The organism is Pseudovibrio sp. FO-BEG1 (genome assembly GCF_000236645.1).
GTDB lineage: Bacteria > Pseudomonadota > Alphaproteobacteria > Rhizobiales > Stappiaceae > Pseudovibrio.
On sequence record NC_016642.1, the window covers coordinates 4,237,461 to 4,257,860 of the forward strand.

The window sequence follows — 20,400 nt, forward strand, 5'->3', positions numbered from 1 at the left end:
AACTTCACTGGCGCGATAGATTGCATCGCTTACTTCATCATGATCAAATAAAAACCTGCAGAAAGCATCTTTGAAGCAAAGCTCTCCCAGAAGCGCCAGATCACACCCCATAATCTCCCCCATTAGATCTCAGAGCCTCATAATTACGGACATCTCGTTAGCCTATCGCAAACCGGGGAGAGGTTCTGCTGAAAATAACTTTGCTGTAGCGCCGCACGATGTGGGTGAAGGCTTAATTTTGAAGGACGAACTAAGCCGTCTTCAAGATACTACCAACTGTGCTTTAGACAGGTTCATCCGAAGACTTCTACGATGCCACTATAAATGGCCTAACTCAGCTTGCCGGAGAACGAAAAACAGTCATTCGTTCACTATTGAGTTTCGGTATAAAGAGTTCTCTATCTGCGATATCAGATGAATATCACCGTCTTTTTTCTGGGTTCATCTATTTGTTTCAAGAGAAAAATAAAGCAACTGCGCCGACCATTCCTGCCGCAATTGATAGTTTTCGTGGGGCCGATAGCGTGGATGACGCAGACGTTGTTCGGAGAAATATGTAGGCAAGGATAACACCAAAAACACCTCGAAGAGACTGCGCGACATTGGCTTGCAGCACACCACTACTTTTAAAGCCCAAGACCAATAGTGTAACAGCCATCAACCAAATGATGGAAATCCATTTACATTCAAAGATAAGGTGGTGACCAACCCTGTATGGAAATGCCGGAATAAGGCAGATTAACCCGCAAAACAGATAGTTGATAGAAACGGTAACCCATACCTGATCAAACTCAGAGAAGTTCTGCAAAGATTTAGAATAGTGGTTGATTGAGTAATCAGAAATAGCATATCCCAAACATGCAAGTGAGGTCAGGAACAGTGGCACCCAGGCAATCTTTCCGGCACTTTTGGAAAGGCAGATTGCAAGAGCAAGAATGCTTAATACTGCAAGCAACTGCTGAAGATTTAACACGTCATCCATCAACACGAAGCCGAGTACTGCTAGAATTGGTATTTTTAGAGCAAGCAGCGGCGAGATTATGGAAGCTCCGCTTTTCTGGATTGCAGCTAAGAGCAAAATCTGTGCACTGATGTAGGGAATGTTGACCATAAGCAGCGGTATCACATGATCAAAACGCACAGTGTTCCATAGTTTGAAGCCAATAAACGGAACCGCTGCCAGAATACCCATCCCGATATGTACGGCGATAACCATCTGCATGCCAGAAACATCGACTACATCGCGGCACTTTTGCGTCAGAACGTAGTTTGCAGCCTGACAGAAAGCACCCGTTAAGCTGGCGGCTAACCCCACATCCATAAAGTTTAAATCCTCAGCTATAATGTGGGAGCTAGTTAGAGTTGTTAGAGGTCAAGGTACGGGCATGTCGGATCAGGCGGCCAACTTCGGGCCAATCATTATCTGCCATCAACTTGGGATCCACCATCCATGAACCCCCGCAACAAACAACCGAAGATAGCGCAAGGTAATCATTGACATTTGCTGGATGAATGCCACCAGTTGGCATGAAGCGGAGTTCTTTATAGGGAGCGGAGACTGCCTTGAGCATTTTAGTGCCGCCCGCGGCTTCTGCTGGAAAAAACTTTATCGTCTTCAAGCCAAAATCTAGTGCCTGCTCCATCTCACCAGGCGTCATAGCTCCAGGTATGATATCCAAACCGTTATCCAAGCAAAAACGTATGGTTTGAGGACTAAAACCGGGAGAAACGATCATCGATGCACCTGCATTAAATGCAGAATGAGCCTGCTGATTATTCAGGACAGTTCCCGCAATCAGCAAAATCTCCGGAAACTCTTTTGCAATGACTTCAAGTGAAGTGAGAGATGGTTTCGTTCTTAAAGTTATCTCGGCAACAGGCAAGTCATTAGTGATCAGCTGCTCTGCCAGCGGCCTAACTTGATCAAGGGATGAGATTTGAATAACAGGGACAACCTTATAGGCTTCCAGTACTTGGACATTGTTGGTCATGCTTAATCCAGAAATCGAGTTGAGAAAGTTCAGGGGAAGTTATCCCCCTGAACCTACTGGCATTTGTCCCCTTTAAGGCTGCAAGTAAGAGGCTTTACCAACCTTCAAACGCCAGATCTTGAAGTTAGAGGTTTCGGGGTTCTCAAAATTCATTTTCCCATCAACCCAAGTGTGTAGATTGTTGGATGCAATATAAAGATCACCATTCGGGGCCCATGCCAGTGTATCTGGCCAAACCATAGTTTTGTCATAGGTTAGACGAGTGACGTCACCGGTTTCAGCATCACGATGCATGAGCCCGTTGAGTGTCAGGCCTGTCATGTAAAGGTTTCCATCCCGGTCGGCAGTCATGCCATCAGTGTTGGAAGGTAGAGTAGTCACAACACGAACACTTGCTTGCAGCACATCTTCAGAACGGCTGAAATCTCGCAGCAATGCGGTCTCGATAGCATACAGCGTGTTGCCAGTCAGATTAGTCCAGTAAAGGGTCTTTTTATCACCAGACAGAGCGATACCATCAGCACCTGTTAGCATAGGATTTTTGGAGAGTACTGGTTCACCATTGATGTTGAAGAAGAAGTTCTTCTCGTTATTGGTGAACTTGGTACCTGCAAGAACCCGACGCGCTGTGTTTGTATTGCTGTCATAGACAATCAAGCCGCCATCTAAGGGCTGACAGAAGATTCCTGAATCGGTGATGTATGCAAAACCGCTATCGTTATCGATGACAAGATCATTCAGGAAAGAGCACCGACGATTACTGTCTTTTTCACTGAACTCATAACGTTGAACCTCTTGGTTCTTATCAATGTCCCAAAGAACAAGCTTCTCATCACCAGCTTTGCTTGGCTGACCTGCAACATGTCCCTGATCCAGAATCCACATGATGTTGTTGCGATCAATCTCAAAGCCAAGAACAGCTTTTAACCCCTTCGCATTATCCATGCTGTTCATTTCCTCAGAGGGATATGGAACAAGCACTTTTCCTTCCGAGGTATCTTTCAATTTAGAAAGCGTTGCTGGAATCTCGGGGCCACCCCAACGAGCAGTTGAAACATACAAGTTGCTTTGCTTGTCTACCTTCACGCCCTGCATAAGAGACTTACCGAAGAGCTTGCTGTTCTCCCAGGTCGCTTTTGCTTCTGCATCCTGCACTTCGTAAGGCAGTGAGTTCCACTCAGTAACGATTTCCAGTTTTGGACCAGCCAATGCCGTAGATGCAACAAGTGAAAGTGCAGCTGCACCAAGCAGCTTTGAGACGATCTTCATGGGTTCTCCCTTTCCGTAGAAGTCCGCTTTATGATATTTTTTCTTGAAAAGCTGCGACTTGCGCCGCAGTAGGAATTGGCACAACTGCGCCATAGCCTGTTGTGGTCAGCGCTGCAGCGCAGTTGGCATAAACCAGCGCTTCACGCAGGGATTTCCCCGCAACAATCTGACTGAGAAATGCACCTGAAAAACAGTCTCCAGCACCTGTTGCGTCAACAGTCTCAACCTTGTGGCCTTTTGCTGTGAAGCGTTCGCTGGCAGTCGCGACCATCGCACCTTCAGGCCCCATCTTGAGCACAACAGTTTTTGCACCAAGGCAAAGGTAGAAATCTGCGATTTCATTTGCGTCATTGAGCCCTGTAAGCTGTTGAGCTTCATCAAGGCTCGGCATGCAGAAGTCGACATGACGAACTGTTTCATGAATGACTGCCCTTGCACGATCCAATGTCCAGAGCTTGAGGCGCAAGTTAGTGTCGAATGAAACCAGCGTTTTATGCTTCTTCGCTAAATCAATCGCTTCAAATACGGTATCACAAGAACCATTACTGATGGCATGAGTGATCGCTGAAGTATGTAAGAGTTTTGCGCCAGCAATTAGATCTTCTGGCAGGTCTGTTGGGGTTACGAGGGATGCAGCCGAACCTTTGCGATAGAAGGTAAAGTGATGACCATGCTCATCATGTGAAATGAAGTAGATGCCAGTGGGGGCATTCGGGTGGCGTTGAACCCAGTCAACATAGACACCTTCCGCCTTCCATAGCTCAACAAACTGGTCACCAAACACATCGGAACCAAGGTGGGCAAACATCGCGACTTTGGCGCCCTGACGTGCCGCACTTACCGCGAAGTTAGAAGTGTCTCCACCATAACCACTGAGATAGGAAACTGGTTTGTCCTGCCCCGGAAGCTGACTGAACTCGAGAAGAGGTTCACCGAAAGAAACAATATCGATGGACATAAGGTACTCCAAAATGCGGCGGCCCTTAGGGAGCCACCGCTACAAGCTATAAAGTTAGATGCGGCCGTACTTGGCCAAGCCGTCGCGTAGAGAGCCGGAGTCGATGATCAACTTGGCTTGCTCAAGTTCTCGCTCATCAATGGACTGAGAGAGCTCCAAGACAGCTTCAACTTTGTCTTTCGGAACGCACACAACACCATCAACATCACCAATGATTAGGTCACCGGGGGTGATGGTTACGCCACCAATCTGGACAGGTTTGTTTGCGTCAATTGTTTTGAAGCGACCAAGCGTGGTGCCTGGAGTTACGGTTTTCGAGTAGACAGGGAAGTCATAGTCACGGCGAATTTCTGCAATGTCACGCAAGCCACCATCAAGCACAGCACCTTCGTGCTTGTTTGCGACTGCGCCAGCGGTCATCAAACCACCCCAGACCGCAACTGTTTCCAGAGCTTCACAGCCAGTGATTACAATAACAGACCCTTCCTCGGACTCATCGATTGCATCTAGAGCATGTTGAGGAGGAAGCTTCTCTTCTGTTACATCTTCAAGGATGGTTACAGCAGGACCAACGATTTTCTTCTCGTTGATACGATTTTTAATGCTGAACGGCAGAAACATCGTTTCGCCAATGAGTTGATCACAAGCATCGGCGATGGATGCGGTGGAGAAAATGGCACGGTAACCTTCGATAATTTCTTTGCTGTACATGGAACTAGCCTTCAGTTTGGAGGAACTTATGAGTTGACCCAATTCTTGGGTTGCTCGCCGTCGAACACGCGCAGCACTTCAACAGCTGCCTTGTGTTGGAGTTCGACGACAGATTCTTCAGTGAACCAAGCGGTATGGTCTGTGCAGATGGTGTTTGGCAGAGTGAGCAGCGGGTGGTCCTTACGCACGGGCTCTTGCTCAAAAACATCGATGGCCGCCGCAAAAATCTTTTTCTTAGTCAGTGCGTCATGAAGTGCATCTTCATCAACCAAGCCTCCTCGGCCCGTGTTTACGAGCACCGCATTGGGCTTCATTTTGTCCAAAACCTTGGCATCAATCATGTGTCTGGTTTTGGCGTTCAAAGGTGCATGGAGTGAGATGAAGTCGGCTTCTGCACAAAGCGTCTGGAGACTGACTAGATTTACGCCTGCCTCCAAAGCTGCTTCTGGTGACAATGCAGGATCGGCAACTAGCGTGCGTGAGAAACCAAGCCCCTCGGTCTTTTGAGCAAAGCACCGGGCAATTCGGCCAAACCCAACGATCCCGAGTGTTTTTCCTGCCATACGGACCATTGGTTCAGCTTGACCAATCCCCCATTTGCCTGAACGCACATCTTGATCGCGGCTTGGAATTCTTCGGGTTGCGGAAAGCATGAGTGAGACGGCGTGCTCAGCAACATCTTCAGAGCCATAGTCGGGCACGTTGGCGACGTAGATCCCTTTGCTCTTCGCCGCTTCCAAGTCGATGTTATCTACACCCACCCCATAACGGACTACGACCTGGCAGCACTTCATAAGTGAAATCAGTTCAGCATCTACCTGTGCTTCACGTACCAAAATTGCATTGGCATCAGCAATTTCAGTCTCGATTTCGGATCGGGCAGTTCCAATAGGTAACACGACAATCTTTGCATTGTGTCGCTGAAGCACCGTCTGTTCTTCTTCATAGCTCAGGTAACCCGGCTCAATGACCACGATCTTTTTCATTATTTGCCCCAAAAGTGACATGTTAGTTATGGGATATAAGAAAGATTGAGATCGAAAAAATGGCAAGAAAAAAATAAAGCACACTAAAAATAATGCGATTTACGTCGCGTTTTCACTGTGGATAATATTTAGATACGTAAATTTACGCTTGAATATCTAAAATTTCAGAAAAATATAGAACACATAACTGAAATGTTAATTGGGAGTGTTGTTATGTTTCTGAATAAGACAGCAATGTTTGCTGCTTTAGTATGTTCCGTTTCATTTGCTGGGATGGCCAATGCAGAGACGACAATTCGAGTAGGTCACGGAGCAGCCGACACCTATCACATGCACAAAGCGTGGGTTGAGTTCAAAAAAATCATCGAAACTGAATCTAAAGGCGAGATGCGAGTAGACATCTTTCCTAACGGTCAGGTTGGTGGTGACCGGGAGTTGACCGAGTCTGTACAGTCTGGTGTCATTGATATGACAGCGCCAGTTGTGGAAGTGATGGCTGGTTGGGATCCAGCTTTCTCAATTCCAGGTCTTCCCTACACTTTTGCAAACCGAGCCGACGCCCTTGATGCTCTATACGGTGAGTTTGGCAATATGCTACTTGCCCGTGTGGAAGACTACGGCATCAAAGGCTTGGGATGGATGGAAAACGGCATACGTAACATCACAAGCAATGTTGGCCCGATTGAAAAGCCAGCAGATCTGGAAGGAATAAAGCTGCGCACCATGCAGGTCGAAGCCCATATGGATGCCTTTGCAGCCATGGGTGCTAACCCAACCCCAATGTCATTTAATGAGGTTTACTCCGCTCTTCAGCAAGGCGTTGTTGATGCGCAAGAGAATCCGCTCGGGCATATCTACTCCTCGCGTTTTTACGAGGTTCAGAAGTTCTTGACCTTGTCTGGCCACGTTTACTCAACGCATATGGTTCTGGCAAACATGGACTTCTACAATAATCTCTCTGAGCAGAACCGGAAACTTGTCGATTCTGCATTAAAGCGTGCGATTGATTACCAACAGGAAGTGATCGCTTCAGAAGAGTTGGACCAGCTGAAAGCAATTGAAGCAGCTGGCGTAAATGTAACTCATTTGAATGATGCGGAGGTCGGTGAGTTCCAGAAAGTAACCGCGCCAATTCGCGACAAGTATTTTGAACTGGTCGATAGCCAACTCATCCAAGCTCTCAAGAAATAAGAAAATAAAACCTACCCGGCAGGTCCCACCTGTCGGGTGACAAGAGGTGGGCTATGTCATTACTAAGATTTGTCGAAAAAAATGCAGAGGCTTATCTAATAAACTTCTTACTATTTAACATCGTACTCTGGGTCTTTGTGCAAGTCATTATGCGCTACATCTTCTCAAGCTCATTGCCATGGAGTGAGGAGTTTGTCAGATGGTGTTTCATCTGGTTTATCTGGGTAGGAGTGAGCTACGGTTTCAAGACACGTCGCCATATCTGCGTAACTGCACTCATTAATGGCCTGCCACCAAAAGTCAAAACGATGATTGGTATCATTACAAATCTTCTCGTTTTATGGTGCATGATAAAGCTGTTCCTTTACGGATGGCAGCAAGTCTCAAGTCCCATAATCACCAGACAATCATCCATCGTACTTTATTGGCCACTCTCTGATCTACGAGTTGGTATGCAATGGCTATATGCATCCCTCCCAGTTGGCGCTCTGCTAAGCTCACTTCGCCTCGTCCAAAACATCATCGAAGATCTGATTGCGCTCAAAACTCCTCTCGAGATCAAAAGTCCGCTTCAACTCAAAGCAGGAGGTAACTGAAAATGGTTTCCTTCACCCTCTTCGGCACATTCATTCTTCTGGTCTTCCTTGGAGCACCTGTTGCAATCTGCCTTGGCTTTGCATCTCTTGTAGTATTGGAGTATCTGCCAAGCACGCCAAACATTACACTACTTGCAAAGAGTGCTGTCATGGGTGGCAACTCTTTCCCTTTAGTTGCCATCCCATTATTTGTCTTGGCTGGCGAGGTCATGCAACGTGGCGGTCTATCTACCCGCATCGTCGGCGCTGCCTTTACGCTGGTTGGCCATTTTAAAGCAGGTCTGGCCTATGTGAACGTCCTGGCAAGTATGTTCTTTGCAGCAATTTCGGGTTCATCCCCTGCAACTGTTGCTGCAATTGGTTCCAATATGATCCCGGAAATGGAACGTCTTGGATACCGCAGATCCTTTTCAGCAGCGATTACGGCGGCGGCTGGGATCACTGGTGTTATGATTCCTCCAAGCATTCCACTGATCATTTATGGCGTCACAGCAAACCAATCGATCGGAAAGCTATTCCTTGCAGGCATTGTTCCAGGAATACTGTTTGGTTTGGGTTACATGGTGGTTGCACGATGCATCATCTCTAAAAATTATACACCCAAAGTACATGCAGGGTCGCAACTGGATCGAGTAACAAAGACTGCGAAAACCAAGCGATCCGGGTGGCGTCAACATTCGCTGTGGGCTTTGATTATTCCAGTAATCATCCTTGGAGGAATTTACGGAGGAGTTTTCACCCCAACAGAAGCAGCTGGTGTTGCGGTCGTCTACGCTCTGTTTGTTAGCTTGATTGTTTATCGAGACTTGAAGTTCAGTGATCTTGGCTCTGTGTTCCTGAACTCGGGCCTGACATCTGCAACAGTGCTGGTGATGGTGGTGATGGCTGCATCTTTCGGGCGTTTGCTCACACTGGAACGTGTCCCGGTAGAAGTCGCCGATATGATTATCCAGCTCTCAGACAATCCAATTATCGTTCTGCTCCTTATAAACATCATGCTTCTGATCGTTGGCATGTTCATGGAAACAATTGCATCGATTATTATTTTCACGCCGATACTGCTGCCGATTGTTCAACACATGGGAGTGGATCCGGTCCATTTTGGTGTCATCATGACAGTGAACCTTGCAATTGGGTTCTGCACGCCACCCTTGGGAGCGAATTTATTTGTTGCCACTGGTGTAGCAGAGGTCTCCCTAGAAAGCCTTGTTAAGGCGATCTTACCATTCCTCTTCTCGATGTTCGTGATGTTGATGATTGTCACCTACCTACCGCAGGTAACGATGTTCTTGCCTTCCTTACTCAATTAAGGACGGATGACAGGAAACTTTGCCAAAATAACAAACTGTATTATAAGGCAAATTGGGTGATGGAAGGTGATAGTTACTTTCCATCACTCTTTATTCTGAACTGTTTTCCGAGATTCCGATGGCCCAAGATTTGCTCAAAGATGTTGTTTACAAGCGCATTCGTGAAATGATCATCTATGGCACTTTACCAATGGGCAGCAAGTTATCTGAAACTGTCTTAGCAAAACGTCTGGAAGCAACAAAAGCTCCGATACGCGATGCTGTAAAACGGCTTCAGAGCGAAGGGCTTGTTCAGATCAAGCCTCAAAGCGGAACGTTCGTTTTCAGTCTTTCTCAAACTGAGTTTAATGAGTTACTCGAGTTCCGGTATTATATTGAATCTCAGGCCATGCAGCTTTCTTTTGAAAAGAATAACAAAGCACTGTGCCAGAGCATTCGGTACATACTGGATAAGATGAGCGTGTGTATGGAACGCAACGGCACGCTTGAATATCTGGGACTGGACAACGAGTTTCACCAGGTACTGATTGATTTTTGCGACAACGCATATTTTGCTCAAGCATATGCACTCATTGCTACTCGAATGGCGACAGCTCGAAACTATCTGGTAGTAACGAACAGCACATGCAACGCTCCTATGAACAGCATGTGAGTATACTAAAAGCCCTTCAAAGCAGCGATGTCCAGGAAGCAAAAAGTCTCCTTCGCAGCCATATCCTCCCAGACAAAGGTGCATATTGGGGCGACATTCTTTTGCGTTTTAAGGATTAAGCATCCTGCTTTTTGATCACCTTCACTAAACTAAGCAGCGTGTAGAGCACCGGTCTTTTCCAGATAGCACAACAAATAATCTATGAAACGCTGTGCCAATTGGTTTTCCTCCTGAGCAGGGAGATAGCTTAAGACGCTTGTTGCTGGAAGTTCAGGTAACACTCCTTCAATCACGGGTATGTCCTCCTGTAATGCAGAATACGGCAGAACTGAAACACCAAGTCCGGCCTTGATAGCAGACTGCACTGCCTGAATTGAATTTGCCGTGATTGAGATCTTCCAGTCAGAGACCTCAGCTTCCATTGCAGAGATTGCTATGGATCGATAGCTGCAAGGCTCCTGCATCAAAATCAACTCCAGAGGCTTATCGGAGGCAGGTAACTGCCCACACCACACGAGCGGTTCTTGCCACAGCTGCTTACCACCAGAAGCTTCTGGCCCTGCAAACACCACATCAAGTTCCCCGGCATTCAACAAGTTTATCAGGTCAGCTCCCCCACCGAGGATCAGGTTGAGATCACAAGTGGGATGTGCCCGTTTAAAGCGAGCCAAATGAATATGTAGATGCTGAGGCACGAGGTACTCTGCAAACCCCACACGTAATATGCTTTGCTCCTTGGGCGCAGAAACGCTCAAAACAGCTTCATCCGCCAGCTCCAAAATCTTTCGGGCATACCCAATAAAGACCTCACCCTCACTGGTTTGCGATAGAGAGCGGCTCGTGCGCTCAAACAGCTTCACGCCTAGCCGCTCCTCCAGTTTTGCGATTTGAAGACTGATGGCCGATTGAGTACGGCCAACTTTTTCAGCGGCAGCAGAGAAACTTCCCTCTTCGGCCACAGCTACCAGAGAGCGCAACACAATCAGGTCTGTATCAAGCCGGAATGGAGATCTATTAGCAGTACTCATAGAACCTATTTATTTTTCTAGTTTTACTAATTTCTCGTATTTAGCCATATGTCTCATAGAACATCAACAATCAATAAGGAATTTTTATTCATGCTGAAATCTGTGCTCGCAGCATCTGCACTTTCTCTTATTTCTCTGGCAGCGGTGGCTGGCGAGCCACTTCAGCTGGAAGAAGTCGCAAGTTTTACCGAAACTCGCCCGGGCAACATCACCGTAACTCCCAATGGCCGCATGATTGTGAGCATGCAACCACTGGATGGCCCGGCGCTGAAAGTGGTTGAAGTGCTGAAAGACGGCAGCAAAGCGCCCTTCCCAACGCAGGACTGGGCAGATGGTCCAGAAGCTGGTGAACTGGGCCTCTCCGCTGTGATCGGCATCGACACCGATTCCAATGGCGTTGTCTGGATGCTCGACATGGGCAGCGAAGCCTTTGCACCGCGCCTGCTGGGTTGGAACTCTGAAACCAACAGCCTGCACGCTGATCTGCAGATCGACAAATCCGCTCTGGCTGCAAACTCTTTTCTGCAGGACTTTGCCATTGATGAAAAGCGCGGCCAGATCTACATCGCAGACATGACCCTCGGCAATCTGGCAGGTCCGTCCAAACCAGCTATCGTGGTTGTGGACCTGAAGACCGGTGAAGCCCACCGCCTGCTGGAAGCTGCTGAGCAACTCATCTCTCCAGACCGCGATGTGGTGATTGATGGTGGCCTGATGGCAGCCAAAGGCGAAGATGGCTCTCTCAACAAACTACGCTTTGGTCTGAACCCAATCGCTATTTCTGATGACAGCGAATGGGTCTACTTCGGTACTGTAAACGGTGAACAGATTTTCCGCATTTCAGCCGCGAAACTGGCAGATCATTCAGCAAAGTCTGAGGATCTGGCGGCGTCTATTGAAGAATACGGCCCGAAAAAGCCAAGCGATGGCATGACCTTCAATCCAAATGGCGGCCTCATCGTTTCTGACATCGAGAACGCTGCTATTGGCCTCACCACAGCAGGCAAGTACGAAGTCCTCATTCAGGATAAGCGCCTGTCCTGGCCTGACGGCTTTGATGTTGCCAAAGACGGTTATGTCTATGTCACTCAAAACCAGCTGCACAAACACCCGGCCTTCAATCAAGGTGTAAATGGTGCCGAGGCTCCGTTCTACGTAATGCGCTTCCCGGTTCCAGGCAAATAAGCTGCGCAAAAACTGATGTAACTGACGGGCTCGGCGCAGTCCATCAGTTGCATATGTAAGGCCGCATACACTCACTCATTCCATTAGATACCTCGGGAGACCCCCATGCTTTTGAACACACCAATCTGTGACTTTGGCTGGAAAGCACCAGAATTCACGCTCAAAGATGCCGATGGCACCAGCTTCACCATGTCTGACCACATTGGCGAAAATGGCCTGCTCATTGCTTTCATCTGCAACCACTGCCCATATGTGCAGGCTATTGCGGATCGTTTGGCAGAAGATACCAAGCAGCTGAAAGCGGAAGGCTTTGGCGTTTTGGCAGTTATGTCCAACGACTACCGCTATGTACCTGCGGATGCGCCACGCTTCATGAAAGAGGTTGCCAAAGAATTTGGCTTTGAGTTCCCGTATCTGGTGGATGAAACGCAAGAGGTAGGCCGCGCTTACGATGCGGTGTGCACGCCAGACTTCTTCGGCTTCAACAACAAGGGCGAGCTGCAATATCGTGGCCGTTTAGATGATGCCGGGTTCAACGACCCAACCAACCGTACGCCTGAGCTGCTCAATGCAATGCGTCAGGTTGCCAAAACTGGCCGTGGTCCAGAGCATCAGATCCCAAGCATGGGCTGCTCCATCAAGTGGAACTAGATTTTCTACTACGAAAATTCCCATTAGCTCTTGTGGGATCTAAACCAACTCAGCCTGACGACTATAAGCTGGCAATCAACGATCATCACAAACTCAGCGACTAGAGTTCCCCCTCAACCATTGTCTATTTCGCCACCATCTGCTGTTTGTCTTTAACTAGGCCACCTACCCCTTTACCGCTCCATCGCTGAGACCTGCTACAAGGTACTTCTGCGCAATCATAAAAACTACCGTAATGGGGAGGCCTGATAAGATGGCAGCGGCGGCAAAGTCTCCCCAGAGGTACTTGAACTCATTAAGGTACAGCCGCGATCCCACAGCAAGTGTCAGGTTCTCCTCAGAGCGTAGAAGAATAGATGCTAAGGGGTAGTCGTTTATTATGCCAATGAACGACAGGACAAAGACGACAGCGATGATTGGGACTGCCAATGGCAGGAAGATGAACCGGAAGGTTTGCCATGGTGTTGCACCATCAACCTGCGCTGCCTTGTCCATGGCTGGGTCCAGATTATCGAAATACCCCTTGATGGTCCAAACGTGTAGTGTGATGCCTGATAGATACACCAGGCCCAACGACCAATGACTATCGATACCGAGCACAGGCGATACCTCTCCGAGGCCATCAAAGATTGCGAAGAGAGCTACCAAAGCCAGTGTGGTTGGAAACATCTGGATGATCAGCATTGAATCTAGCATTATCCCCGCACCTCTGAAACGAATGCGGCTGAACGCGTAAGCTGAGATCGTAGAAAGAGTGACCACGCCGATAGATGCAATCAATCCGATTTTGATCGAGTTCCACATCCATAACAAAACAGGAAAAGCAGGCTCAACAACTGTTCCATCTGCTCGCGTATAATCCAACCCCAGTGCCAGTGCCCAGTGTTCGAGCGTCAAGCTTTCTGGAACAATCGAACCTGTTGTAAAGTTCCCCTCCCGAAAACTAATTGATATGACCATCAAAAAGGGAAAAAGGATAAGGGCCAGAAAACTCAAAAGGAATGTATGAGCAAAGATCTTCTGCAACTGAAGTTTTCTTGGATGCTCTACGATCATTACGCTGCCCTCTTAGCTGCTTGGCGACGCATGGCAACAAAATTGGCGTAGGCCAACGCAGCAACGATAACAAAAATGATGAGTGTGATTGCGCCTGCTAAGCCGTACTCCTGACCTGCATTTTGGAAAGCGATGCGGTAGGTAAACGATCCAAGAATATCCGTCTGGCCTGCAGGGATGATTGTGCCCGGAATATCAGGTAGTCCGCGTGTCAGGAGAAGAACAAGTACGATATTGTTGAAGTTGAAGGCAAAGCTTGCGACTAAAAGCGGAAGGAACGGTGGTAGAATTTGCGGAAATGTTATCTTGCGAAAAATTAGAAAAGCACTTGCTCCTTCAAGTGTGGCTGCCTTTTTGTGATCTTCAGGGACTGACTGCAAAAAGCCCATCGCGAGCAGCATCATATAAGGATAGCCGAGCCAGACATTGACAATAACGAGCATTGTTCTCGCCATGCCTCCATCTGTCATCCAGCTTGGACGAACGCCAAAGAGCGCATTCAGGATCATGTTGATCTCACCAAAATTCTGGTTGAACAAACCGCGGAAAATCAGGATCGAAATGAAAGCTGGAACTGCATAGGGCAGTATCAAAAGAATGCGGTAGACTGCTTTGCCGCGAAGATGGGGCCATTGCAAAGTAACAGCCAGTGCCAAGCCTAAAATAAACGTCAACCCAACTGAAAGCAGTGCGAAAAGGCAAGTCCAGAGAAAGATAGAGAACATGGGGGCACGAATGCCCTCAGACTGAAAGATCCGCTTAAAGTTGGCAAGTCCGACGTTAACTCTCCAGCCTGGAGAGACATGCTCCCCAGTCATCTCATTGGTGTAAAATCCAGTCTTAGAGTTTGGAAATAACCGTGAACCATCTAAATTTGAGATGAGCACTCCTTCGGGCGTCTCACGGAACTCCGGCATCTGGGCAGCGAACTTTCTTAGACCTGAGTTTTTGAGAATGACACCGTCTGGCAGTTGAACAGAAATCTCTCCAAGAGATTTGCGGAGCTTGATAGTATCACGCATGCTCAACTTTTCGGTGCTCGGTATGGGAGCCGCTTCTGCTTTTATGGTGTGCTGCGTTACATTTTTCTCGAACGGTTCACTCAGGTAGCCGTTTTCTTTACCGGTAATGTAAAGGCGATACGTATCGCCTTGCTGCCATACACTAAAATCTCTCGAGGTTTCCTTATCGACTATTTTCTTGGCAAGGTGGATTTCACGGACACGTTCATGGCTGAGCAAGTTGAACGAACTGAAGTTCGTGAACCCGAGATAAACTGTGTATCCAACCGGGAAGGCAATAAAGAGTAGCACCGCAGCAATTCCTGGGAGAATGAAACGATGCGCATAAAGCCGCTTGGTTGAGAACACTATCCCAAAACATACGGCAACAACCAGCACGAGAAGGCCGACGACTGGCTGGTTTCCAAGAAACAAAAGGAATGCCGAATAGAACAGCGTTGTGAAAACAGTGATCAACAAACCAACAGGTAAAAGACGTCGCAATTTGAAGCCTGATATCTGGTTTGTGTCTTCAGAGCTAAGAGAGGTCATCAGAGGCAACTTTCTTTGCAATCAAGCTACGTCGCACCGAGTGAGTATCCCGGTGCGACAAAGTCTTGCTTATTCTCCAAGAATACGGGAAGCCGCGTCTTTAAGAGCTTCTTCTGGAGTTTGTTTGCCTGTTGTGATGTTACTAAGCGCCGGTGCCATAGCCGCCCAAAATGCGCCCATTTCAGGGTTTGACGGCATCGGGACACCGGTTGAAGCGTTCTTCAAAGTGGCTGAGATTTTGTCACTGTGCAATGCTTCACTTGCTGAGATATCCGCGAGCGCACCTAGAGCGCGGTTTTTGTTCCATACAGCAAGGCCTTCGTCAGTCAGCATGTAGTTCTCAATAAACTCACTTGCCAGGTCAGCATTTGGAGAAGCGCTATTGAGAGCTACAGAATAAACGCCAATGAATGGAGGTGAAACATTTCCGTTGACTTGCGGAATAGGTGCGACGCCGATATTCAGGCCTGCCTCTTCATAAGCTTTCCAGCTCCACGGCCCATTAATGACCATCGCCACTTCACCGCGGGCCATGGCAGCATCCATCACACCGTAATCAACACCGTCTGGTATGATGCCATCAGCAAAGAGCTTCGCCAGCACTTCTGCGCCTTCAATCGCACCCTGATTGTTCACGCCAGTCTCTTTACCGTTGTAAACACCATCGACTTTTTTAAAGGAGTAGCCTCCATTTGCCATCAGCATTGGCATCGTGAAGTAGGTGTTGGTGTAATCCCAGAGGATAGGTTTTACGCCTTCAGGTAGTTCCAAATGTGCAAACTCAGAAAAGTCTTTAGGAGGTTCTGAAATCAGGTCTTTATTGTAAACCAGACCTATCGCTTCAATCGCAATCGGATATCCCCACACCTTACCGTTAAAGCTCACCGCATCCCACGCGGTTGGTAGGACGCCTGCCTTAAACTCCGATGTCGGCTCTACTGGTTGCAGTAGGCCACTGGCAGCCCATTCACCAAAGCGATCATGGGCCCACATCACCAGGTCTGGACCATCACCAGTTGAAGCCGCACGTTGGAACTTGTCTGGCAACTCTGGGTCAACCAGCTCTACCTTTGTAGGAACTCCCAATTCCTCGGTAAATCTGGCAGCAACCGCCTGCAACTGCTTTATATCCTTGTCAGCTCCGATCCAGATAAGCAGTTCGCCTTCAACAGCTGCCATGGCAGCGGTAGATGTTGTAGCAAGCATAGCTGCAACAAGTGTGGTTCTTAGTATTTTCATAGCGTCCTCCCAATTAGAAACGCGTTGTTATGCCCTATGAAATCAGCTCGAGTCCTTCCAACTGATCGGAAATCAGGTAAGCAAATCCGTTTGGATTAAGGGTCAGTGTTTGATTGAGCAGGGTTGCGTTGGATGGCCCGGATAAGCTCGCTACGCCCTCTATTCTCAATTCTCTTGCAATCTCAGACAGATTGAAGACGCAAGTCAGCTTTTGATCCTTAGTTATTCTGTGAAAGGCCAGAATTGGTTCCGGCAGATCAAGGAACGCGGTAGAACCTGTCAAAAGCGCGTCGTTGTTTTTTCTAAACTCAATAGTGCTACGATAGGAATGCAAGACGCTGTCATTGGAAGCCTCTGCAGCGTCAACAGCTCTTACAAGCTGAGGATCCTTCACGGGTAGCCAAGGTTTCGCGGAGGAGAATCCACCATGTTGCTTAGTGGCCTCCCAGACCATCGGTGTACGGCAACCATCGCGACCTTTAACTGCTGGCCAAAAGCGAATGGCCTGTGCATCTGTCAGCTCATCGTAGTTAAGTTCAGTGTCCTGCTGCCCAAGTTCTTCGCCCTGATAAATGCCGATAGAGCCTTCAAAGGACATGAGCATTGCTATGGTCTGCTTTGCCAACTCTTTGCTCGAGCTAGCCTTCTCTTCCCAGCGAGTGACATGACGTGGAACATCGTGGTTGGAAAAGCTCCAGCATGCTGTCCCATCTGGTGCAGCCGACCGATAAGAATCGAGCGCATTTCTGAAGTGTGAGGCGGTATAGTTGGGTGATAGCAATTCGAAAGAGTAACAAAGGTGCAAACGATCTGACCCTTTGGTGTACTCAGCCATCAATTTAGTTGCTGAATCACCGCCGTCGCCGATTTCTCCGACCATCATGCGTCCCTCAAACTCATCAGTGAGGGTGCGCAGCTTTTTCAAAAAGTCGATATTCTCAGGGCGGTTCTTTGAGAAAATGTGCTCCTGCCTACCATAAACATCAGGCAGGTTGTCACGATCTTCACGGGTGCTTGCAGGATTACTCCGCAATTGCTGATCATGGAAGTAATAGTTGACTGTATCAAGTCGGAACCCGTCAACGCCGCGCTCGAGCCAAAACCGCAAAACGTGAAGCAATGCTTCCTGCACTTCTTCGTTATGCAGATTCAGATCTGGTTGTTCTGCAAGAAAATTATGCAGGTAGTACTGCTTTCTGCGTGGTTCCCACTCCCATGCTGAACCTCCAAAAACAGACAGCCAGTTGTTCGGCGGCATTCCGTCTGGTTGGGCGTCTGCCCAGACATACCAGCCGGCTTTGGAGTTCGTCCGGCTAGCTCTGCTTTCTTCAAACCAGGGGTGTTTACTGGAACTATGAGATAGAACCTGATCAATAATAACTTTCAATCCCAGTTCATGACTACGAGTCACAAAGTCATCAAAGTCTTGCAGTGTTCCAAAGAGAGGATCGATGTCGTAATAGTCGCTGACGTCATAACCCATATCCGCCATAGGAGAAGTGAAGATTGGGCTAAGCCAAACAGCATCAACGCCAAGCGATGCGATGTGATCTAACCGAGAAGTAATCCCCCTCAGATCGCCAATGCCATCCCCATTTGTATCCTGAAAAGAGCGTGGATACACTTGATAGATAATGGCATTACGCCACCAATTCTCGTTCATAACTACTCCGCGTTGCATGCGTATTGGCTGTTCACAGCCTCAAAACCTAGCATATTTAAATACTATGCAAACGTTTTGAGTCAAGAAGGTAGGTAGTTTGCCTGCATATAAGCTGAGGCATTTTGTTCTCTCCTCATTTTCTATTTTACAAATGCAAGATTCAGTTTAAAACGTTTTGAAAAGGATTCGAGACATGGCAACGATCAAAGACATTGCAAAGGAACTGGGAATATCGCCAGCGACCGTCTCTCGCGCTTTGAACGGCTTCCCGGAGGTGCGCGCAGAAACGCGAAAACTGGTTCAGGAAACCGCGGCTACTCTTGGCTACAAGCCAAACCAGATAGCTCAAAAGCTAGTCTCAGGGCGTTCTGGTATGGTTGGGATGATCTTATCTCTTGGACCAGCGCAAACATCAGCGGCCGGTTTTTACGAGATCATGGCAGGGCTATCCGATCATCTCGCCGATCGTGATGTCGATCTTGTTTTTCATGCAGCAACAGCGACTGATCCAGTAGCGCCCTATCGCAGGTTCGTTTCAAAGAACACACTCGATGGGTTTATCCTGAATGCTCCAGAAGAGAACGACCCGCGCATCGCATTTTTGGAAGAACAAAAAATCCCATTTGTCGTCCATGGAGCAACTTCTAATGCATCCTACGCCTTCTTTGACATCGACAACAAATCTGTTGCCGTAGATGGAACTAATCTCTTGGCGGATTTGGGGCATCAGCGGATTGCATTTTTGAACGGGCCACAGAACCATGCTTATTCAAAAGCACGTGCTGAGGGCTACCTGGAGGTAATGGAACAGCGCGGCATTACATCACCGGATTTTGCCTTACAATACGGCAGCGGCGACGAAAACTATGGCTACGCGGCAAGTTTAGCTTTGCTGACTGAGCGAACAGCTCCACGCCCAACTGCTATTTTGTGCGCAACAACACCGATTGCTGTTGGAGTGTATCGAGCTGCAAAGGACATCGGCCTGTCAATCCCACAGGATGTCTCTGTACTTGCACATGACGATGCTATTCCGCAGTTTCGTTCAATCAACTTCAATCCAACATTGTCGGTAACACGCGCTCCATTTCGTGATGCATGCGCCCCTCTTGCGCGCATACTCTGTGATCTTTTGGACGGCACGCCAATCAAAGACCTTCAAATTAGACAAAGAGCGGAACTGATCGTTCGGGATTCAACCAAGATGCTGCAAGAGTCTGAGAGGATACCATGGCAACCAAAGCACTAAACATCATAAACTTGAATAAGTCCTTTGGTGAAACCCATGTGCTGAAAGATGTAAGCGTCTCTATCAATAAGGGGGATTTCCTGGTCCTTGTCGGGCCGTCAGGCTGCGGAAAATCCACCCTGTTAAACTGTATTGCTGGTCTGGAAGAGATTTCTTCCGGTACCTTAGAAATATCTGGCCGAGATGTTGTTGCATTGCCTCCGCGAGAGCGTGATATCGCAATGGTCTTTCAAAGCTATGCGCTTTACCCAACCATGAGTATTCGAGAAAATATCGAGTTTGGGATGAAGATCCGCTCAGTTCCAAAAGAAGAAATTAATACTCAGGTCCTGCGCGTCGCTTCTTTGCTTCAAATAGAACACCTTCTGGACCGTCGCCCTGGACAACTCTCTGGTGGGCAACGTCAACGCGTTGCGATGGGACGTGCTTTGGTTCGGGAACCGGCACTCTTCTTGTTTGATGAACCCCTATCCAACTTAGATGCAAAACTAAGGATGGAGATGCGTGCAGAAATCAAGCAAATGCATGCAAAGACTGGCACGACAATTGTTTATGTCACTCACGATCAAATAGAGGCCATGACAATGGCAACTAAGATCGTCGTGATGAAGGATGGGGTAATTCAACAGGTTGGGACACCTGATGAGATCTATCGCCATCCAGCTAACACGTTTGTTGCGGACTTCATGGGTGCGCCACCAATGAACCTGATCGATGTTAAGGTTGATGGCAACTCCATTCAATTTCCAGATGATCAAGTTATTGAGGGAATACAAGTACCATTAGAAGCCCAGAAAAATGGGAGGGCAAAAGTTGGGATACGACCAGAAGTTTTCTCACTTGGTCACCAGCTAACGGTGAAACCCCGCATTGTTGAGCATACCGGTGCAGATCTTTTCCTGACCTTCGATATGGTAAATGAAATCGTAACGGCTCGTTTGCCTTGGTCAACGATCGCACAGGATGAAATCAGACTGAGCATCGACCTCAATCAGCTCAGGTTCTTCTCTTCAGTCAACGGGACAGCAATCAGCTAAATTAATTCTATAAAACAAGGAGTTACCAACCTGCGCAGAGCGCGGGACGGGAGAGGTGCGTCTGCATCACAAATA

General features: G+C 48.0%; 18 protein-coding genes and 1 pseudogene. 8 read left to right on the plus strand and 11 right to left on the minus strand.

What is annotated here, in order from left to right:
• Positions 1 to 454 precede the first annotated feature (454 nt).
• The 6 genes from PSE_RS19085 to PSE_RS19110 all read right to left on the minus strand — a co-directional run bounded on the left by PSE_RS19085 (position 455) and on the right by PSE_RS19110 (position 5,915).
• A complete protein-coding gene (locus tag PSE_RS19085; RefSeq protein ID WP_014286315.1) occupies positions 455 to 1,321 on the minus strand; it encodes an EamA family transporter in 867 nt (288 codons plus the stop codon).
• 31 nt (positions 1,322 to 1,352) lie between these two features.
• Positions 1,353 to 1,991, minus strand: a complete 639-nt coding sequence (locus PSE_RS19090; protein WP_014286316.1) for a bifunctional 4-hydroxy-2-oxoglutarate aldolase/2-dehydro-3-deoxy-phosphogluconate aldolase — start codon at positions 1,989 to 1,991, stop codon at positions 1,353 to 1,355.
• Between the two features lie 72 nt (positions 1,992 to 2,063).
• Positions 2,064 to 3,260 carry an L-dopachrome tautomerase-related protein gene (locus tag PSE_RS19095; RefSeq protein ID WP_014286317.1) on the minus strand — a complete coding sequence of 399 codons (1,197 nt, stop codon included), beginning with the start codon at positions 3,258 to 3,260 and terminating at the stop codon, positions 2,064 to 2,066.
• 28 nt (positions 3,261 to 3,288) lie between these two features.
• Positions 3,289 to 4,218 carry a sugar kinase gene (locus PSE_RS19100; protein WP_014286318.1) on the minus strand — a complete coding sequence of 310 codons (930 nt, stop codon included), beginning with the start codon at positions 4,216 to 4,218 and terminating at the stop codon, positions 3,289 to 3,291.
• A 54-nt stretch (positions 4,219 to 4,272) separates the two neighbouring features.
• The gene (locus PSE_RS19105; protein WP_014286319.1) at positions 4,273 to 4,929 is read right to left on the minus strand and encodes an RraA family protein; all 657 of its coding nucleotides are present in this window, start codon (positions 4,927 to 4,929) and stop codon (positions 4,273 to 4,275) included.
• 26 nt (positions 4,930 to 4,955) lie between these two features.
• Positions 4,956 to 5,915 carry a C-terminal binding protein gene (locus PSE_RS19110; protein ID WP_014286320.1) on the minus strand — a complete coding sequence of 320 codons (960 nt, stop codon included), beginning with the start codon at positions 5,913 to 5,915 and terminating at the stop codon, positions 4,956 to 4,958.
• 213 nt (positions 5,916 to 6,128) lie between these two features.
• On the opposite strand from PSE_RS19110, the gene PSE_RS19115 reads away from it, so the two are divergent.
• From PSE_RS19115 to PSE_RS19130, 4 genes and pseudogenes are all read left to right on the plus strand, one after another.
• The gene (locus PSE_RS19115) at positions 6,129 to 7,106 is read left to right on the plus strand and encodes a TRAP transporter substrate-binding protein (RefSeq protein WP_148266171.1); all 978 of its coding nucleotides are present in this window, start codon (positions 6,129 to 6,131) and stop codon (positions 7,104 to 7,106) included.
• Positions 7,107 to 7,159: 53 nt separating this feature from the next.
• The gene (locus PSE_RS27855; protein ID WP_051125938.1) at positions 7,160 to 7,702 is read left to right on the plus strand and encodes a TRAP transporter small permease; all 543 of its coding nucleotides are present in this window, start codon (positions 7,160 to 7,162) and stop codon (positions 7,700 to 7,702) included.
• A 2-nt stretch (positions 7,703 to 7,704) separates the two neighbouring features.
• The gene (locus tag PSE_RS19125; protein ID WP_014286323.1) at positions 7,705 to 9,012 is read left to right on the plus strand and encodes a TRAP transporter large permease; all 1,308 of its coding nucleotides are present in this window, start codon (positions 7,705 to 7,707) and stop codon (positions 9,010 to 9,012) included.
• A gap of 118 nt (positions 9,013 to 9,130) precedes the next feature.
• Positions 9,131 to 9,783, plus strand: a pseudogene (locus PSE_RS19130) (GntR family transcriptional regulator).
• A gap of 30 nt (positions 9,784 to 9,813) precedes the next feature.
• On the opposite strand, the gene PSE_RS19135 reads toward PSE_RS19130, so the two are convergent.
• Positions 9,814 to 10,692, minus strand: coding sequence for a LysR substrate-binding domain-containing protein (locus PSE_RS19135; RefSeq protein WP_014286325.1), 879 nt, complete (start codon positions 10,690 to 10,692; stop codon positions 9,814 to 9,816).
• A gap of 90 nt (positions 10,693 to 10,782) precedes the next feature.
• Here PSE_RS19135 and PSE_RS19140 point away from each other — a divergent pair, with 90 nt between their 5' ends.
• Positions 10,783 to 11,877, plus strand: coding sequence for an L-dopachrome tautomerase-related protein (locus PSE_RS19140; RefSeq protein ID WP_014286326.1), 1,095 nt, complete (start codon positions 10,783 to 10,785; stop codon positions 11,875 to 11,877).
• A 105-nt stretch (positions 11,878 to 11,982) separates the two neighbouring features.
• Entirely contained in the window at positions 11,983 to 12,528 is a 546-nt protein-coding gene (locus PSE_RS19145) for a thioredoxin family protein (protein WP_014286327.1), read from the plus strand.
• Positions 12,529 to 12,693: 165 nt separating this feature from the next.
• Here PSE_RS19145 and malG read toward each other — a convergent pair whose 3' ends face one another.
• The 4 genes from malG to PSE_RS19165 form a co-directional block, all read right to left on the minus strand.
• Positions 12,694 to 13,584, minus strand: a complete 891-nt coding sequence (malG, locus tag PSE_RS19150; protein ID WP_014286328.1) for a maltose ABC transporter permease MalG — start codon at positions 13,582 to 13,584, stop codon at positions 12,694 to 12,696.
• A complete protein-coding gene (gene malF, locus PSE_RS19155; protein ID WP_014286329.1) occupies positions 13,584 to 15,137 on the minus strand; it encodes a maltose ABC transporter permease MalF in 1,554 nt (517 codons plus the stop codon). The genes malG and malF overlap by 1 nt, the downstream gene beginning before the upstream one ends.
• A 69-nt stretch (positions 15,138 to 15,206) precedes the next feature.
• On the minus strand, positions 15,207 to 16,376 hold the full coding sequence (malE, locus tag PSE_RS19160; RefSeq protein WP_014286330.1) for a maltose/maltodextrin ABC transporter substrate-binding protein MalE: 1,170 nt from the start codon (positions 16,374 to 16,376) through the stop codon (positions 15,207 to 15,209).
• A gap of 34 nt (positions 16,377 to 16,410) precedes the next feature.
• On the minus strand, positions 16,411 to 18,039 hold the full coding sequence (locus PSE_RS19165; protein ID WP_041768683.1) for an alpha-glucosidase: 1,629 nt from the start codon (positions 18,037 to 18,039) through the stop codon (positions 16,411 to 16,413).
• Positions 18,040 to 18,232: 193 nt separating this feature from the next.
• On the opposite strand from PSE_RS19165, the gene PSE_RS19170 reads away from it, so the two are divergent.
• Positions 18,233 to 19,288 (plus strand): substrate-binding domain-containing protein, encoded by a 1,056-nt coding sequence (locus tag PSE_RS19170; protein ID WP_014286332.1) that lies wholly within the window; start codon positions 18,233 to 18,235, stop codon positions 19,286 to 19,288.
• On the plus strand, positions 19,270 to 20,325 hold the full coding sequence (locus tag PSE_RS19175) for an ABC transporter ATP-binding protein (RefSeq protein WP_041768684.1): 1,056 nt from the start codon (positions 19,270 to 19,272) through the stop codon (positions 20,323 to 20,325). The genes PSE_RS19170 and PSE_RS19175 overlap by 19 nt, the downstream gene beginning before the upstream one ends.
• The last annotated feature ends 75 nt before the right edge of the window (positions 20,326 to 20,400 follow it).